The 16,170-nt window shown below is 57.6% G+C and carries 14 protein-coding genes and 2 pseudogenes; 5 read left to right on the forward strand and 11 right to left on the reverse strand.

The genetic code is table 11. From position 1 onward, the window contains the following. Positions 1-86: 86 nt before the first annotated feature. Positions 87-951 (reverse strand): annotated as a pseudogene (locus tag EV561_RS33165) (IS3 family transposase); the annotation flags it as partial. Between the two features lie 23 nt (positions 952-974). Between EV561_RS33165 and EV561_RS33170 the strand changes: the two are divergent. The 4 genes from EV561_RS33170 (at position 975) to EV561_RS33190 (ending at position 5,682) form a co-directional block, all read left to right on the forward strand. After that, on the forward strand, positions 975-1,547 hold the full coding sequence (locus tag EV561_RS33170) for a HipA domain-containing protein (RefSeq protein ID WP_165928010.1): 573 nt from the start codon (positions 975-977) through the stop codon (positions 1,545-1,547). An 863-nt stretch (positions 1,548-2,410) separates the two neighbouring features. Continuing rightward, positions 2,411-3,814: a glycosyltransferase family 39 protein gene (locus tag EV561_RS33175; RefSeq protein WP_132528148.1), complete on the forward strand. Its 1,404-nt coding sequence runs from the start codon at positions 2,411-2,413 to the stop codon at positions 3,812-3,814. Positions 3,815-3,949: 135 nt separating this feature from the next. Continuing rightward, positions 3,950-4,900, forward strand: coding sequence for a glycosyltransferase family 2 protein (locus EV561_RS33185; protein WP_132528150.1), 951 nt, complete (start codon positions 3,950-3,952; stop codon positions 4,898-4,900). After that, complete coding sequence (locus EV561_RS33190; RefSeq protein ID WP_132528151.1) at positions 4,897-5,682, forward strand: ChbG/HpnK family deacetylase; 786 nt, start codon at positions 4,897-4,899, stop codon at positions 5,680-5,682. Before EV561_RS33185 ends, EV561_RS33190 begins: the two co-directional genes overlap by 4 nt. Positions 5,683-6,080: 398 nt before the next feature. Here EV561_RS33190 and EV561_RS33195 read toward each other — a convergent pair. The 3 genes and pseudogenes from EV561_RS33195 to EV561_RS33205 form a co-directional block, all read right to left on the reverse strand. After that, positions 6,081-7,118, reverse strand: a pseudogene (locus EV561_RS33195) (IS110 family transposase). A gap of 98 nt (positions 7,119-7,216) precedes the next feature. Then, the gene (locus EV561_RS33200; RefSeq protein ID WP_132528152.1) at positions 7,217-7,648 is read right to left on the reverse strand and encodes a type II toxin-antitoxin system VapC family toxin; all 432 of its coding nucleotides are present in this window, start codon (positions 7,646-7,648) and stop codon (positions 7,217-7,219) included. Beyond that, positions 7,648-7,947, reverse strand: coding sequence for a hypothetical protein (locus tag EV561_RS33205; RefSeq protein ID WP_132528153.1), 300 nt, complete (start codon positions 7,945-7,947; stop codon positions 7,648-7,650). The genes EV561_RS33200 and EV561_RS33205 overlap by 1 nt, the downstream gene beginning before the upstream one ends. A 230-nt stretch (positions 7,948-8,177) precedes the next feature. On the opposite strand from EV561_RS33205, the gene EV561_RS37445 reads away from it, so the two are divergent. After that, positions 8,178-8,342: a hypothetical protein gene (locus EV561_RS37445; RefSeq protein WP_165928011.1), complete on the forward strand. Its 165-nt coding sequence runs from the start codon at positions 8,178-8,180 to the stop codon at positions 8,340-8,342. A gap of 47 nt (positions 8,343-8,389) precedes the next feature. Here EV561_RS37445 and ugpC read toward each other — a convergent pair whose 3' ends face one another. From ugpC to EV561_RS33240, 7 genes are read right to left on the reverse strand one after another with little or no spacing between them, the layout of a single operon-like run. Then, positions 8,390-9,454 carry a sn-glycerol-3-phosphate ABC transporter ATP-binding protein UgpC gene (ugpC, locus tag EV561_RS33210; protein ID WP_132528154.1) on the reverse strand — a complete coding sequence of 355 codons (1,065 nt, stop codon included), beginning with the start codon at positions 9,452-9,454 and terminating at the stop codon, positions 8,390-8,392. Positions 9,455-9,495: 41 nt separating this feature from the next. Further along, a complete protein-coding gene (locus EV561_RS33215; protein ID WP_165928012.1) occupies positions 9,496-10,455 on the reverse strand; it encodes an amidohydrolase family protein in 960 nt (319 codons plus the stop codon). 31 nt (positions 10,456-10,486) lie between these two features. Beyond that, complete coding sequence (locus EV561_RS33220) at positions 10,487-11,362, reverse strand: aldo/keto reductase (protein ID WP_132528156.1); 876 nt, start codon at positions 11,360-11,362, stop codon at positions 10,487-10,489. A 51-nt stretch (positions 11,363-11,413) separates the two neighbouring features. Then, complete coding sequence (locus tag EV561_RS33225; protein ID WP_132528157.1) at positions 11,414-12,880, reverse strand: hypothetical protein; 1,467 nt, start codon at positions 12,878-12,880, stop codon at positions 11,414-11,416. Positions 12,881-12,909: 29 nt separating this feature from the next. Further along, on the reverse strand, positions 12,910-13,782 hold the full coding sequence (locus EV561_RS33230; RefSeq protein WP_132528158.1) for a carbohydrate ABC transporter permease: 873 nt from the start codon (positions 13,780-13,782) through the stop codon (positions 12,910-12,912). A 5-nt stretch (positions 13,783-13,787) separates the two neighbouring features. Continuing rightward, entirely contained in the window at positions 13,788-14,774 is a 987-nt protein-coding gene (locus EV561_RS33235) for a sugar ABC transporter permease (RefSeq protein WP_132528159.1), read from the reverse strand. Further along, positions 14,774-16,123, reverse strand: coding sequence for an ABC transporter substrate-binding protein (locus EV561_RS33240; protein ID WP_165928013.1), 1,350 nt, complete (start codon positions 16,121-16,123; stop codon positions 14,774-14,776). The genes EV561_RS33235 and EV561_RS33240 overlap by 1 nt, the downstream gene beginning before the upstream one ends. Between the last annotated feature and the right edge of the window lie 47 nt (positions 16,124-16,170).

Consider the following 16,170-nt stretch of genomic DNA (forward strand, 5'->3'; position numbering starts at 1 on the left):
CAGCCGAAGCCTGGATAACCATCGCCCATATCCGCATCCTTACGCGGCGGCTCGCAAGATATTGCTATCGTTGAACCCTTTTCGAGTCAGACTCTGAGAGAACCAAGGGAGATCTTAATCCGTTTTTCGTTGTACCAGCGGATGCAGGAATCAACGACCTCAACGAATTGCTCAATTGTTGTGGTCTTCTAGTCTCGCGGATAGAACAATTCCGTTTTCAGCCGTCCAAAGAAGCCTTCGCACGCCGCGTTGTCAGGTGAGCACCTCTTGCGAGACATCGAGCGAGTGAGGTTGGCATCCGCGATCCTCGAGAGCCAGCCTGGCCAGCGATATTGAGCGCCACGATCGGAGTGGACGACAAGCCGGTCGTTCGTATCGACCACCGTCTGGATGGCTGCATCCAGCATAGCGTTGACGAGCTCCGCATCTGGATGCACCCAGAGGGACCAACTGATGACCAGTCCGTCGAAGCAGTCGATGATGGGCGAAAGATATACCTTGCCGGCCGGGATCTGGAACTCGGTGATGTCGGTTAGCCGCTTCTCGTTCGGGGGGCCGCGGCCTGGAAGTCGCGATTAATGAGGTTCTCGGGCGCCGGACTGATCTCGCCAAGATAGGAACCGTACCAACGACGCCTTGGCTTGGCAACGACCAAGCTTTCCTGTTTCATCAACCGCTGCACAACCTTCTCAGAGATCGTGACGCGCTGCCTGGCCAGCGACGCCTTAGCCTGCGGTAGCCGTAGCCGCGATGGTTGAGCTCGAAGATTTCAGTGATGCTGCGACGTATAGCGAGGTATTTGTCTGCCACCTTTGCACGGGCTCGATGGTAGAAGTACGAACTTCGCGCCAGCTTCAACTGGGCAAGCAGCTCTGGCAGCTGATAGAGATCTTTAAGGGCGTCAACCAGCAGTGTCTTTTCCCGGTTACTCAGGAGGTGCAGATCGACGCCCTATCCGCACGCCCGCGACAAGATTGGAACTGGCGGACACGCCGTTCCCGGTTGCGCTGATCCATCGGTTTGATCGGCGCGGGGCGACACGGATTCCCTACATCTCCGCGCGCACCGCACTCGGCAAGACGGGGACAGAGTTGGGTTCTTATACCGAGATCAACGATTTCATGCGGTCTTATTCATCAGACCCCGTAGCCGACTTCCGCGAACTCTATCAGCGTATGGTCTTCACCATCCTAGTGTCCAACAAGGACGATCATCTGAAGAACCATGGTTTCCTGTATGTGGGTGCTGGCCAATGGCGGCTGTCGCCGGTGTTTGACGTGAATCCGGCGCCGGATCGAAGCCCTCATCTTGAGACCGCGATCCTAGAGGGCGGCGCCCATGACCGGTCGATCAATCTCGCGTTGGAAGCTTGCATGTTTTTTGAGCTCTCCGAACCCAAGGCGCGGGAGATGATCCGCATCGCGGCGCGGCGTATTTCGGATGGATGGCGAGAAGCTCTGCGCCAGGTCGGTATCTCGGGTGCGCTGCCCCGCGACTATGGGCAAGCCTTCGTGAATGACCAAATGGCGATGGCGCTCGAAATGTAGTCATATCTGACTAGTAATGGTGTCTTGTCCGTCAAATATGGTGATAACTGGTTAAGGAATTGATGCAGCACAGCCTCTGCCAAAGGCAAACCCGACATGTCGAAAGGCGAGCGAGGCTGTAAAGCCTCCCGACATCGCTACACGCAGGTTTGCAGGGTTGGCTAATCTCGACATCTTCATCACAAGCATATTTCGAATGCTAATACCTTACGGCGGCAGCCGCTCCAAGCACCAAGGCGACTCATTCAGTCGCCTTGCCGCGCCGGCTGCGCAACGCGAGCCGTCGGTCGCAAGGCAGGCTTCGCGGCGCCTGCTATCGAGATTGTCGATATGCTAAAGTTGGCAGGCGCGCCCGTCCGAAGTTGGCGCGCAAAACGCGGGAAGGATAGAGATGAAAGGCCGCCCGCGATGCGTCCGGATAAGAAAATGAAGAAAGACGAAAGCCAGACTGCGGGAGACTGTAGGGCCCCAGGTGGTATTCGAAGCCGCCGGTTGGCCCCGATGCGAAAGAAAGCACGAACCGCGCGATGCAGTATCGTCGTGGCCGCGCAAGATTTCGCCGCCGCTGACGGTGACGCTGTGGATAAAATTCCAATCCGCGTCCTAACTCCATTTGCTGAGAGTCTGATCCATTCTCTTCAGTTTGATGTCAGCCTCCCATGCGATGGGTTTTAAACCGCACGGAAGTTGACGGCAGGGCCGCTATCTTGGGACGAATTGACGATTGAAGGCTTTGACCTTGCAAACCAGCAAAAGCTCCGCGAGCTGCGTGACTATCCCCAATGTTGAATCCCGACATGACAGGCACTTCCGCCTGCTGACCAATCCCCCCGCTGCCGAGCGACTTTTGAAAGCAACACAATATGACCTCTAACCGAGCTCTGGTCTCGGGGTTGTTCCTTCTGTTCGCTATTCGCCTACTGGCGATGATCTGGGTTCCCCTTACCGATCCCACCGAGGCGCGCTACGCCGAGATCGCCCGAATCATGGTCGACACCGGCAACTGGATTACGCCCCAATTCGATTATGGTATTCCTTTCTGGGCGAAGCCGCCGCTGCATACCTGGCTCGCGGCGATCGGTATTGAAGCGTTTGGTTCCTCGCCGTTTGCTGCACGCATAGGCATATTATTCTCAACCATTTTGACCCTGGTGATCGTGTGGCGCTGGACGCGAAGTGTCAGTGATCCCAGATCCTCCATTGTCGCCACTTTGGTGACAGCTAGCACCGGCGTATTCTTTTTCTCCGCGGCTTTCGTACAAACCGACATGGTGTTGACGCTCGGCGTTGTTGCGAGCATGGCCGGCTTCTACAATGGTCTGAAGGGCAGCCGTTCCTGGGGGTGGCTATTTTTTCTCGGGCTTGCTATCGGGCTTCTTGCCAAAGGTCCCATTGCGGTAGTTCTGACAATGACGCCCATCGCGCTCTGGATGATATGGCGGCGCGACTGGCAAATACTGACGCGACTGCCCTGGATCGGCGGAACAATCCTGTGCCTAGCATTGGTCTTACCCTGGTATGCAGCAGCAGAAATAGCTACGCCCGGATACCTGCGGTACTTCTTGATAGGGGAACATATCGAGCGCTTCTTGGTGCCCGGTTGGAAGGGCGATCTTTACGGCTCAGGGCGCGAACATGCCAAGGGTACGATATGGCTTTTCTGGATCATCGCCACTTTGCCCTGGAGTCCGCTGCTGCCCGTTTTGCTCTGGCGGTATCGAAAGACACCCATTTTCGACGATGAGGGCCTTCATCTATACCTGCTGTTGTTCGCGCTGACGCCGCTGGTGTTTTTCACTGCGGCGGCGAACATCCTTATCGCCTATGTTCTCCCTGGCATTCCTGCCGCGGCGATACTTGCTGTCATTCTATGGACCCGGATGAGAATCCCGGGAGGTTTCTGGCTCAAGTTGGGACTGGCTGAAATCACGGTGTTCACAGTCGGTCTGATCAGTATCTCTATTTTTGACGGTACGCGTACGTTGCTTCCAACCGAAGACAGGCTCGTTGCCGTCTACCAGGATAGAGGTCGCCTCGCGATATTGCGAGGTCGCAGTTTCTCTTCCGAATTTTACAGCAAGGGTGAGGTCACAAAGATCAAGTCAATGGACGATCTTTCCAAATGGCTCACTGCTGGCGACGGCGTATTGGTGCGCAAGGCCGATAGGGATGCGCTCGACACGCGTTTCGGAAGCACCCTCAGCTTCCTATCGGAAGACAAAAACTATGCGCTCTACATCAGCAACGGAGCGCCAGGTGTCCAGTAGGCCGTTCTCCGTATTCAACGTCTATCAGAACCGCGTTGTCGACCGCATGGACCATGCGCGCAACCTGCTAAAGCAGGATTTCGGTTTCAGCGTTTCGTTTTTCTCGCCCAACCGCTTTTTCGGGTATTACAAACAATGCCACTGTTGTCCGTCATATCGCCTTTCCTAAACGAGCGGGACACCGCTGAGGCCTTCGCGCGGTTCGTGAAATCCATGTCCCTTGACGTTCGCCAACGCTTTGGCCTTAATGTTGAGGTCGTGCTGGTTGACGACGGCAGCACTGATGGCAGCATTGCCCGTTACCGCCAGGTGCTCGAAGGCGATTGGCGGATTGTCGAGCTCAGCCGCAACTTCGGCAAGGAAATTGCTCTCGTTTCAGGCGTCGAGGAAAGCCGCGGCGATTACGTTCTTATGATTGATGCCGATCTGCAGCATCCTTATGAGGTTTGTATCGATATTATCAACACCTTGCTTGCCGACCCCGATCTTGATGTCGTTTATTCAATACGTGCTGACCGCTTGCAGGAATCATGGTCGAGAGCCTTTGGTGCCAAACTCTTTTACCGGCTGATCAATGGCGGCCAGCGTTTCGTCATCCCCGAAAACGCTGGGGATTTCCGCGTCATGCGCCGTGAAGCAGCAAATGCTCTCCTGACCATCCGTGATAAGCGGCGCTTCAACAAAGGTCTCTATGCTTGGATGGGTTTTCGCCAGAAAGGTATTCTCTACACCCCTGATCCACGGGCGGCCGGGAAGACTAAATGGTCCAAGCTCGCCCTGGCTGCCCTTTCCCTAGAAGGCATTACCTCATTTTCTGCCGTGCCGCTTCGGATTATGTCAGCGATCGGCGTAATCATCGGCTGCGCTGGGATGGTTTATGGAAGTGAACTCATCATTAAGGTTCTGCTTTTTGGCACGGATGTTCCAGGTTACCCGAGCCTGATGGCCTCGATTTCCGTCCTCGGCGGTTTCAATCTCGCACTTCTCGGGCTGCTGGGCGAATACATCTGGGTGACGATCGCGGAAGTGAAGGATCGGCCACTTTATATCGTAAGGCGTATTCACCGATCAGGGCCGATACAATGAACGGCCGGATCATCAAAATCATCGCTGATGACTATGGTCTCTCACCCACAGTCGACGGTGCAATCAGGATGCTTATGGGTTGCGAGGCGATCGATGGTACGTCATGCATGACTCTCTTTCCGGAATGGATGGCGCAGGCGAACTTATTACGCCAACAGGCCTCAAGATCCAAAACACAGATCGGATTACATCTTACCTTGACAGACTTTAGGCCTGCCTCAGTATGGGGAGATCACGAACCCATGCCAAAGCTTCGGCGCTTCTTGATATCTAACCTATTTAGCACCCTTCGTCGCGACAAGATTGAAGCAGAGCTCGACGCGCAACTGCAGCTCTTTATCGAAGGCATCGGCAAGCTTCCGGATTTCATTGACGGTCACCAGCATGTACATTTTACCCCGATTGTGCGCCGCTGGTTGGAAACGCGCAAAGACAGGCTCAGGCACGATAATCGCCTGCCTTGGTTGAGAGGTGCCCCCGCGATCGCTTTGGCGAGCGGCACTCGGACGAAGACGAAGGTTGCTGTTGTTCGTATGCTCGCTAATGGCTTTGATCGACAGATGACGGCCGCAGGATACGTCGTGCGTGGACCACTTGTTGGTTTTTACGATTGGGGAAAGCCGAGCAAGTTTTCCGATGTCCTTCACCTAATAGAGAATGTGCCACCACATGGGGCAGTGCTGATGTGTCATCCCGGTTGGGTAGACGAGACGCTTATCAGAAGAGACAGGATGGTGACGGCGAGGCCATACGAATTTGAGCTGTTGATGCGTCGGATGTAGCCGCATGCGCTTCGATTATCGCTGGAGGAGATATCGTGTTGGCGGATGTGGAGCGGGTCTGCAGTCGGATCACGGATGAAGACGAAGCATTGTCGTGGTCGTGGGTTCACATCCCTTATGTGGACGGCCCCTGACTCGCAAGATATTTGAGATAATTTGATCTGATCGCTTGCGTCCATTTGTCCGGCCTGTTGTTGCGTTCGCACATGAACGCTGGCCAAGATGGTTTCCGCAACACAGGTCCCAAACATCAAGGCGGCCTTGAAGGGCCAAAGGGATATACGGTGCATCCTGTGTCTCGGATCGATCGATCACACTATCTGCTATTATCTTGCAAGTTGTAGTAACACAAAGACGTGGCGAAGATCAGGGTGCCCCGGGCTTTTGCTCCCAAAAATTCATGCGGCGCATCCGGTCAAGGTTGATCCTGATTGTGCGGCGTATGTCTCTCCCGAGACCATGAGCTTCCAGGCTATGCGCGCCATCTTGTTAGCGAGTGCGACAGCTGCCAATTTGGGCGGCTTTCGCGTGAGCAGTTCCGCCAACCATGGAGAAGCCTTACCGGATCGCCGCGCGTGATGAATGACAGGCGTTGCTCCAGCCACCAAGACGGCCCGCAGAGCTTCATCACCGGCCCGCGTGATACCACCGAGCCGCAGCTTGCCGCCGGTCGAGTGATCTTTTGGCGTCAACCCGATCCAGGCTGCGAACTGGCGGCCAGATTGGAACAGCTCCGGAGCCGGTGTCTTCATGATTAGAAGAGCCGAACCGATTGGGCCAATGCCGGGAATGATGTTGAGACGCATGCTGCGTTCGTTGTTACGCTGCCAGGCCTTTACCTTGGCCTCAACGTCTGCAATCTTCCTTTCCAGTTCAGCGTATTCCTCGGCCTGGCTCATGAACAGTTCCTGTGCAAGCTCTGGCACAGTTCCATCGGCTTGTATCCTTTCAAGCAGCAAAGGGATATGTGCCAGCCCCTTGGCTGCGGAGACACCGAACTCATTGGCGTAACCCCGGATAGCGTTGGCGAGTTGGGTGCGGTTGGCTATGAGGCGAGTATGGACGCTGATCAGCATGAGTGCCGCTTGTTCAGCAACTGTCTTAACCGGAACAAACCGCATCGTTGGGCGGCTCATTGCCTCGCAGAGCCCTTGAGCATCGGCCGCGTCGTTCTTGTTCCGTTTGACGTAGGGCTTAGCAAGTTGTGGCGCGATCATTTTTACCTAATGCCCGAATGAGGCGAGCAGCCGCGCCCAATGATGCGAACCACCACAGGCCTCGATCGCGACCAAAGTTGGCGGGCAGGTCGTGAAGAAATCGATCATCTCCTTTCGTCGCATTTTCTTACGCAAGACCGGCTTCTCTTCACCATTCACGCCATGCAACTGAAAAACATGCTTTGACGTATCCATGCCAATACGAATAATCTTGTCCATGGGCGGCCCCTCCGATTGAGATCTCAACAGCTCATTCTGGCACATTTTGATGCCGTTCGGGGCCGTCCACTCCAACATCAAGAGCAAGTCGGGGTGCCTTAGCCATCGCCGGCGCGAAGCGGATTGAGCATTTCTATGCCGTAAAAATCTTTCTCATTGTCGGTAACGACAATACATCCATTCGCTTGGGCCGTGGCGGCGATGATAGTATCAAGGCCGCTGCGGGGGCGTCCGCTTGCTTTTCCCTCGGCCATCAATCGTGCCCATATGAGGGCTGCCGTTTCGTCAAAGGGGAGGATACGATTGGCAAAAAGACGCTGCGGCCCCTCTTCACCGGCAAACCAGTTCTCGAGAGAAGTTCGCTTCTTGCCGGCGGGCTTTTCCAAGATCCCCTTGTGGACTTCAGCCACAGTGAGCGAAGCGATAAAAAGATCTTCATCAGTCTGATCAGCCATCCATGTCATCAATTCAACTGATGGCTCTGGTTTGGTGATGTTGCTCAGGATATTGGTATCGAGAAGGTAGCGCATTAAAGATCGATCTCACGACCTTCCTCGCGATGACGAGCGATATCGAGGTCCGCGCCAACAAGCGGCGAGCGGCGGAGTGCTGCGAGAATTCCCCCTTTTTGGGGTGGTTCACCATTAATCGTCTCATTCACCGCTGCGCGTAATCTGGCTGATTCTGGGCTATTTTCCGCCAACCGGCGTGCTAGCAGCCTGATGAGGTCACGATCAGCGTCGCGGCCGAGTACCTCGAAACGAGCGAGCCCGCGGTCACTCAAGCGGGCCCTGTAGTTTTGAATCGCGCGGGTCTGGGAGCTAGACATTGTGCCCTCCTGGTTATTCCCGGTAATATAGCTGGAAAGACTATATCCTACAAGGCCGACTCCGCGCTTTACGAGGTTATGGCCCCGGCAATGTCAGGGTCGACGGTTCGATGCCGTTGTTCAAGAGCAAGTAGCCATTCGCTTAGCCATCTGGTTGAATATCTCGATGCCGCGGAAGTCTTGCTCATGTCAGTACGACGACACACTCGTTCGCCCAGGCGATGGCTGCAATGGTGGTATTGAGACCGCTGCGTGGCCGTCCGCTTTCTTTTCCCTCTGTCGTCAATTGCCCCCAATACAAGAGCTACACTTTCGTCAAAGGCAAGGATGCGATTGGCGACAGGACGTTGCGGACCCTCGTCACCGGCAAACCAAGTCACGATCTCTCGATTTAATTGTTATCGCGCAGTCGATCCCGCGTGACGCTTCGGTTGCCGGCAAGCTAACCAAATCGTCCGCCACTTGCGGTATCGAACATATGCGCTCTGGTAAGATCGGGCAGGAACGGTACCTTCTGGTCGGGCCTGAGATCGACGCGGTCGCGGAAGACGGCCATGATCGTGTGCTGGCCGGCGCGAGCACTGACCTGTGTTTCGGAACCAGTGGGCTCGACGACGAGAACCTTGGTTTCTATACCGGCCGGATCGATCAGAATATGCTCCGGTCGAAAACCGAAGGTGATCTTGCGCCCGGGCTGCAGCCCCGGCACTTTCGGAAGTGGCAATAGCAAGCCGTCCTCCATCGCCAACCAGGGGACATCGCCGGCGCGGACCTCTCCCTGCAGCAAATTCATGGCAGGCGAACCGATGAAGCCGGCGACGAACAGGGTCTTCGGCTTATCGTAAAGTTCCAGCGGCGGCCCGGCCTGCTCGACCCGGCCGCCGTTCATGACGACGATCTTGTCCGCAAGGGTCATCGCCTCCACCTGATCATGCGTCACATAGACCGTCGTCGTCTTAAGACGCTGATGCAACGCTTTGATTTCGCTGCGCATCTGCACGCGCAGCTTAGCATCGAGATTGGAGAGCGGCTCATCGAACAGGAAGACTTGCGGATCGCGGACAATCGCGCGGCCCATGGCGACGCGCTGCCGCTGGCCTCCGGACAGATGGCGCGGATGACGATCGAGAAGATGGGTCAATCCAAGGATTTCGGCCGCGTGCCGGACTTTTTCGTCTATCTCCGCCTTCGACACGCCCTGCAGTCGCAGCGAAAAGCCCATGTTCTTGGCAACGGTCATATGCGGGTAGAGCGCGTAATTCTGGAACACCATGGCGATATCGCGTTCCTTCGGAGCGAGATCGTTGACCACCCGATTGCCGATCTCGAGCTCACCACCGGTAATCTCCTCCAAGCCGGCGATCATGCGCAGCAAGGTCGACTTTCCACATCCGGAGGGCCCGACGAAAGCCACAAACTCGCCATCCTCGATCCCAAGTGAGATCCCGTGGATCACCTGGAGCGAGCCGTAACTCTTCAACATATTGCGGATTTCGACCGTGGCCATTTGCGCCTCTTTTTAAGACTATCGAGAATGCATATTCGCTTTCAAACGCCTTCCGACGGCGGCAGGCTCCGGTCCATCAGTCGTTCCACGAAGGCGCCGAGATTTCCCTTACCGCCTTCGGCAAGCCAGGCATGCACCAGTCGCCCCGCGATCGACTGATCCATTGGCAAGCCGTTCGCAAGGATCGTTGCCGGGAAAGACCGAGCGCGCGAGAAGGGATCGAAGGGCAGGTCGAGCGGCGCCACCCTAACCGGCCGGCTGAAATAGAGCCGTTCCGTGTTACCGCCATGGAATGCCGCCCGCTCGTCCGCGGTCGGCGAAAGCCGATCGACCCAGTCGATGGCCTCACCCATGGTTTCGGTTCGCCAGTATATGAGCGGCGATTCCGACCCCCACAGGATGCGGAGCCATCCAGTCTCGGCGACGACGGCCTCGGCCCAGGCGAGAACCGCGGAAGCGGCAAAACCGCCGTGTCGGGAAAAGACGACGTGAAAACGGGGATGGGCGAACAACTCGGCCGCCGGGCCGCCGGCAAGAAGCTTGGGATCGCCCACGCCAGCGAAATGTCCGCCGATCACAACGGCGTCCGGATTGCGCTCGAAATTGGCAAGCAGCGCCCGCGCGGTGCGCTCGGACGACGGCTGTCCACATACGATGGCAATACGATCGGCAGCAGCGAGCGCGTCGAGCAACCATGGTCGTTCGACCACATCCTCGTCGGTCAACCGAAGCCCGCTGAAGCCCGCGGCAAGCTGGGCGCGAACCGCAGCCTCCATCTCCGCCCGGTCATGGCCAAGGGGGACGCCGAGACCACGATAGGATTCCGGCGCCCGGCTCATCGCCGCGTGTATGGCTAAAAGATCCGGGCTGCTGTCGAAGGAGCACAACACGGCGCGGCCGATACCGGCTCGCGCCATCTCGGCTTGATAGTCCTCGACGCTCTGGAAACGCGGCATGCCGACATGGGCATAGGCGTCGATGATCGAAGGACCGCCGCTCATCGCCGGCTCGCCTGTGTGCGTCCCGTCGGTGTCATTCGGCATCCTCCGCGCGATAGACGTCGACCGTCATGCGCGGCAGCTGCGCGAAATCGAACGGCGGATGGAATTCGTCGAACAGCTTGACGTTGAGATCCACCTCCTGCGGCCAGCGCATGCCGACGATGGCTGAGTGGACACGGCTGTCGGACAGCACGAATTCGAGGCAGACCTGGAAAAGGTCCTTGGCCTCCTGCCATTCAGGCGCGAGATAGCGCGCGCCGCGCTGGAAGATGCCCGATGTCATCGTCCGCATGGTGACGACGCCGACATTCTCTGCCTTCGTCTCGTTGAGGATATGCCGGGCAGCCGATTGATAGATGAAGTTATAGGCAAGCTGGTAGACGTCGAATTCCTTGTGCTTCAGGAATTGACGTGCCGTCCATGGCTCTTCCGCCGTCAGCCCGATGAAGCCGATCTCGCCCTTCTGCTGCACTTCCAGCAGCCCTTCCAGCGGTCCACCCTTGACGATATGCTCGTATTCCTCGGCCGAAAACATGCCGCCGTGGAACTGCACGATATCGAGGCGGTCGGTATTGAGGCGCTTCAGACTGTCGTGGACGCTTGCAACGACCTCAGCCTTGCCCAGGCCTTCCCAGCGAACCTTGGTGGCAAGCACGCATTCGTCGCGGCGTGTCTTCATGACTTCGCCGATCAGCCGCTCGCTATTCCCTTCACCATAACCGGGCGCTGTGTCGATGTAGTTGATGCCGCGGTCGATAGCGTGATTGATCGTGGCGATTGCCGACTTTCGCCCTTCCTCGGACCAGGGGTCCCAATTGTTGGCGCGGTTGAGCCCACCGAAGGGGTATCCTCCGAGCGCAATGCGCGATACCTGCAAACCGGTTCTGCCAAGAGCTATTTTCTGCATCGATCTCTCCAATATCACTGTCGGGGTTCACACCCCTCAAGCCACGCAACTTCAATTGAGTTCGGTCAGTGCGGCGCGAACCCCGGTCAAATTGTCGAGGCGCATTTCCGAATATTTTCTGCCGAGCACGACACCGCTCGCCCCGCCTTCGAAGGCTGCAAGCACTGCGGCCTTGACCCGACCGGGCGTGGTTCGCGTCAAGTCAGGACCGGAGGTGTCGTCGGCATCGATCATGCTGGCATCGCCGAGCACCGGCCCGGCAATCTCCGCTTCCTCCGGCTGGCCGACAGGAATGTCGACGTCGATGCCGGCATAGACGACGCACCGGCCCTCGCCGCCGACCAGCGCCCGTTTGGTTTCCCGCCTGATATAATCGGCCGAAAATCCGGTCTTCGGCAGCTCCTGATAAGGTGCCTCGTCGAGCCCCAATATCTTCAGCATCAACGGGTAGACCAGCTCCGGATCTGCGTCGCCGAAAATGGTCCGGCTGATACCGGCGATGAAGGTATGGAAGCGCGGACCGGCCGCGTTGTCATAGGTCGATATCTTCAGGAAGTCGGCGATGTGACTGAGGTCGGCGTAATTCTGGCTGGCGCGATAGAACGGGCTGAATGTGATGTTCTGCGGCATATTCCAGCCGACCTTCATCTCCGGCCTGAAGGCACGCACGGTACCAAAGATATCTCGATATATCTGATGTTGCCCATCCGCCCACAGCGATTGCCAGGACAGTAGTTCGGGATAGGTCAGAAGCAGCCGCCAGAAGGTCACGAAGGCGCCGTCGGGAGGGACAGCGCCGCGAGCGATGTCGGCGTTCCAGAGCACCAGCTTGCGGTAACCCTCCTGGGCGCGTCGCCAGCTGATCCCACGTTCGGCACCGAGCGCCTTGCAATGGCTGCAATAGCAGGTGATCAAACCGAGCCCCTGGCGCGTCGGCTCCTGGATCAGCCGATCGAGCGGGCTGGGGCGCTCCGAAGACCACATGATGCCGTCGAGTTCGTAGCTCTTGATGTAGTCCTCGATGAGCCCGAGATGCCAGTTTCGATAATCGGGGTTGTTGAAACAGGGACGCCGCGCTGGCTTGTTCCAAATGTCCACTTCCAGGCACTTGAGGAAATTCGGATAGCTGCGCAAATGCCGTGCATGGCTGCTTTCGTCGATCATCGCGAAGCTGCGCAAGCCGCGCCGTTTCGCTTCCGGGATGACGGTTTCAAGCATATCCCAATCCTGATATTCCGGCGCCCGCCCGGCAGGCCCGAGAATGGTGTTGGCGTAATATTGCGGATGGATGGTCGCATAATTGCCGCCGCGCCAGTCGCGCTCATATTCCGTGACACCATGATCCGGAAAGTTTCGACCCGGCTCCGCCCGTCCGCCGGTCGCACGGCTCCAGGTGGGCGTGGCAAGGAACAATGCGTTGACGCCTGCCTTTTCCTGCACCGTGTCCAACACCGTGCCGACGCCTTCATCCATGAAGGACACCGCGCCGACCTGGACTGCCACCAAACGCTCAGTCATTGCTCTTCTCCGTCATGATTTCAGCCCCGTCAGCCCTTGAGGCCCGTGGTGGCGATGCCTTCGACAAGGCGCTTCTGGAAAAACAGGAAGACGAGGAAGACCGGTCCCAGCGACAGGGTCGTCATGGCAAACATCGCCCCCCAGGAGGATTGCCCCGACGCATCGAGAAATTGCCTGAGGCCGAGTGAAACCGTGTAGTTCTTCTCGGCGTTCAGATAGAGCAGCTGCGAGAAGAAGTCGTTCCACGTCCAGATGAACGTGAAGATCGTGGTCGTCACCAGCGCCGGCGCCATCAACGGTAGGATGATCAAAAGGAAGATCTGGAAGCGATTGCAGCCATCCACCATTGCCGCCTGCTCGAGCTCCATCGGTATGCCGCGGATGAACTGCACCATCAGAAAGATGAAGAACGCGTCGACGGCAAAGAACTTCGGCACGATCAGCGGGAGGAAGGTGTTGATCCAGCCGAGTGCGTTGAAAATGATGTATTGCGGCACGACGGTCACATGGAACGGCAGCATCAGCGTGCCGATCATCAGGGCAAAAAGGATACCCTTGAACCGGAAATTGACGCGGGCGAAAGCGTAGGCGGCAAGTGAACAGGAGAAGAGATTACCGACGATCGCACCGAGGCAGACGATGAAGGAATTGAGAAAAAAGGTCGAAAACGACGTGCCGGTCCCGAGCGTCCAGCCCTTGATGTAGTTCGAGAAATCGAGGCTCGCCGGGATCGGGTTGAGGTTGGAGAAGATCTCCCCTTCCGGTTTGAACGAGCTGCCGATCATCCACAGCAGCGGATAGAGCATCAGGAACGCGCCGGCGATGAGGACAACATGCAGCAGCCATCGCAGGTCCCTGCGTCTGCGCCTGGTTTTGATCGGACTTGCGGCAAGGCTTGCCATCTCGACTACCTCTCGTCCTCGTAGTGGACCCAGTACTTGCTGGAGAAAAATGCGAGCGCAGTGAAGACGCCGATGATGATGAGCAGCACCCAGCCCATGGCCGAGGCATAGCCCATGCGGAAGTTTCCGAAGCCCTGCAGGTAAAGGTAGAGAGTATAAAAAAGCGTGGAATCGAGCGGTCCGCCGGTGCCGCCGCTGACGATGAAGGCGGGCGTAAAGGCCTGGAACGAATTGATGATCTGCAGGATCAGGTTGAAGAAGATGACGGGCGTCAGCATCGGCACGGTGATCATCCAGAATTGCTGCCAGCGGCCGGCGCCGTCGACCACAGCCGCTTCGTAGAGCTCCTTCGGGATCTGCTTCAGCCCGGCGAGGAAGATGATCATCGGCGAGCCGAACTGCCAGACATGCAGGATGATCAGCGTCCAGAGCGCCGTGCCAGGAGAGGACACCCAGCTCGTTCCGGGAACACCGAAGACTGCGAGAATCTGGGATACGATGCCGCTGGGCCCGAAAACCTGGCGCCACAAAATGGCGATCGCCACACTGCCGCCGAGCAGCGACGGGACGTAATAGATGGCCCGATAAAGCCCGAGGCCCCTGATCCTGGAATTCAGGAGCATGGCGAGCGCCAGCGCGAAGGCTAGATTGAGCGGCACGGCGAAAGCGACATAGGTGAATGTCACCCTCAGCGAGGTGAGGTAGCGGCTATCCATTGTGAAAAGCCGGACATAATTCATCACGCCGATCCATTTCGGCGGATTGAGAAGGTTGAAATTGGTGAAGGAGAGATAGAACGACACCAAAGTCGGGCCGGCCAGAAACAGCAGCATGCCGATGACCCAGGGCGTCAGGAAAAGATAGCCCCAGCTATTGTCGCCGAGCTGCCTTCTGCGCCGTGGACGCTCGCTTTGAGCGGATGAGGCGAGCGGTGCAGACGGCGCCTTGTCACGCGCCGCCTGCAGGCTGCTCTGATGTTGGGAGGATGACATCAGTTTAGAATGATCCCGGCTTCGTCGAAGAACTTGCTGACGGTGTCGGCCACGCTGCCCTGACCGAAGGCGACGGCCTGATGCGACCGCTGCATCAGCTCCTGCACCTGCCCGCCGGTCGTCGGCCAGGTGATGCCTGGACCTGCGGCATGGTCCTGCGTGTACTTGATCACGTTGGCCATGCTCTGCTCGACCGGCGAAACGTCCGGCAGGATCGATTGCGCGACCTTTGCCGAGAGTGGCACCCCGCGCGCCATCAATTGGATCTTGGCTGCATCTGGATCGTTGGTGATGAAATTCAGGAAGTCGATCGCCAGATCCTTTTGCTTCGAAGTGCCGTTAACGAACACCTGCAGGCTGGCGTTGATGAAGGCACCGACTGTCGGGCCTGACAGCGATTTGCTGTTGATGCCGTTCGGCACGACGGCGCAGACGAGCTTGTTCTTCGTCAGGGCCTGCAGCGACGATGCGATCGAGCTGTTGACCGGATACATCGCGGCCTTGCCCGTGATGATCGGCGAACTTTCATAGCCAGCTTCGGCCGCGGTGATGTCGGCCGGGGGAACGCCGCCCGCCTTGCGCAGATCGTCCCAGAAGGTGAACCACTCCGTCAGTTCCGCCTGCTCGAAACCAAGCTGGCCGTCTGTCGTGAAGGTGGATTTGCCGCGCTGGCGCAGGAAGAATTCGAAGGGATAGAGAGAACGCGTGCCGGCCGGCGCCCAGATATCGGCGGAACCGTAGACCTTGCCGCCGCTTGCCTTTGTGATCGCCTTGGCCTTTTGAGCATATTGATCCCAGTTCCAGTCCGGTCCTGGCAGCGCGACGTTGGCGTCCTGGAAAGCCTTCGTATCCAGGAAGTAGCAGCCGCAGGCAAGACCCCACGGAATGCTGTAAAGTTTGCCGCCGACCTTGATCGTTTCGACGACGCTCTTGTTGGCGTCGGCGAGATCGATCTTACCATTGCTGATGGCATCGTCGAGCTGCAGTAGACGGCCGGAGGCGATCAGCGCCTCGCGATTGTCGGAAATCTGCATGATATCGGGGGCGCTGCCACCGGCGAACTGCGTGGAGATCTTGTCTTGATATCCGATGAGACCGCCATATTGCGCATCCATCTTAAGACCGGAATGCTTGGATTCGAACAGCTTCAGAAGCTTCAGCGTCTTCTGATGGCGGTCATCGGAGCCCCACCATGCGACGAGCATCTCGGCTGCTTCCTGGGCGCGCGCCATTTCGGGCAGAAACCCGCTTCCGGCAAGTATCGCTGCACCGATCAGCAGGCTGCGGCGGCTGATTTCGCCCTTGTCTGCAAATGTCGCCAACGCGTCCGCGGTCTTGATCTTGGCCATGATATCGGTCCCCTCCTTTGGGCCGTCCAGACTGTGGGCGTCATCTC

The organism is Rhizobium sp. BK376 (genome assembly GCF_004341625.1).
Taxonomy (GTDB): Bacteria; Pseudomonadota; Alphaproteobacteria; order Rhizobiales; family Rhizobiaceae; genus Rhizobium.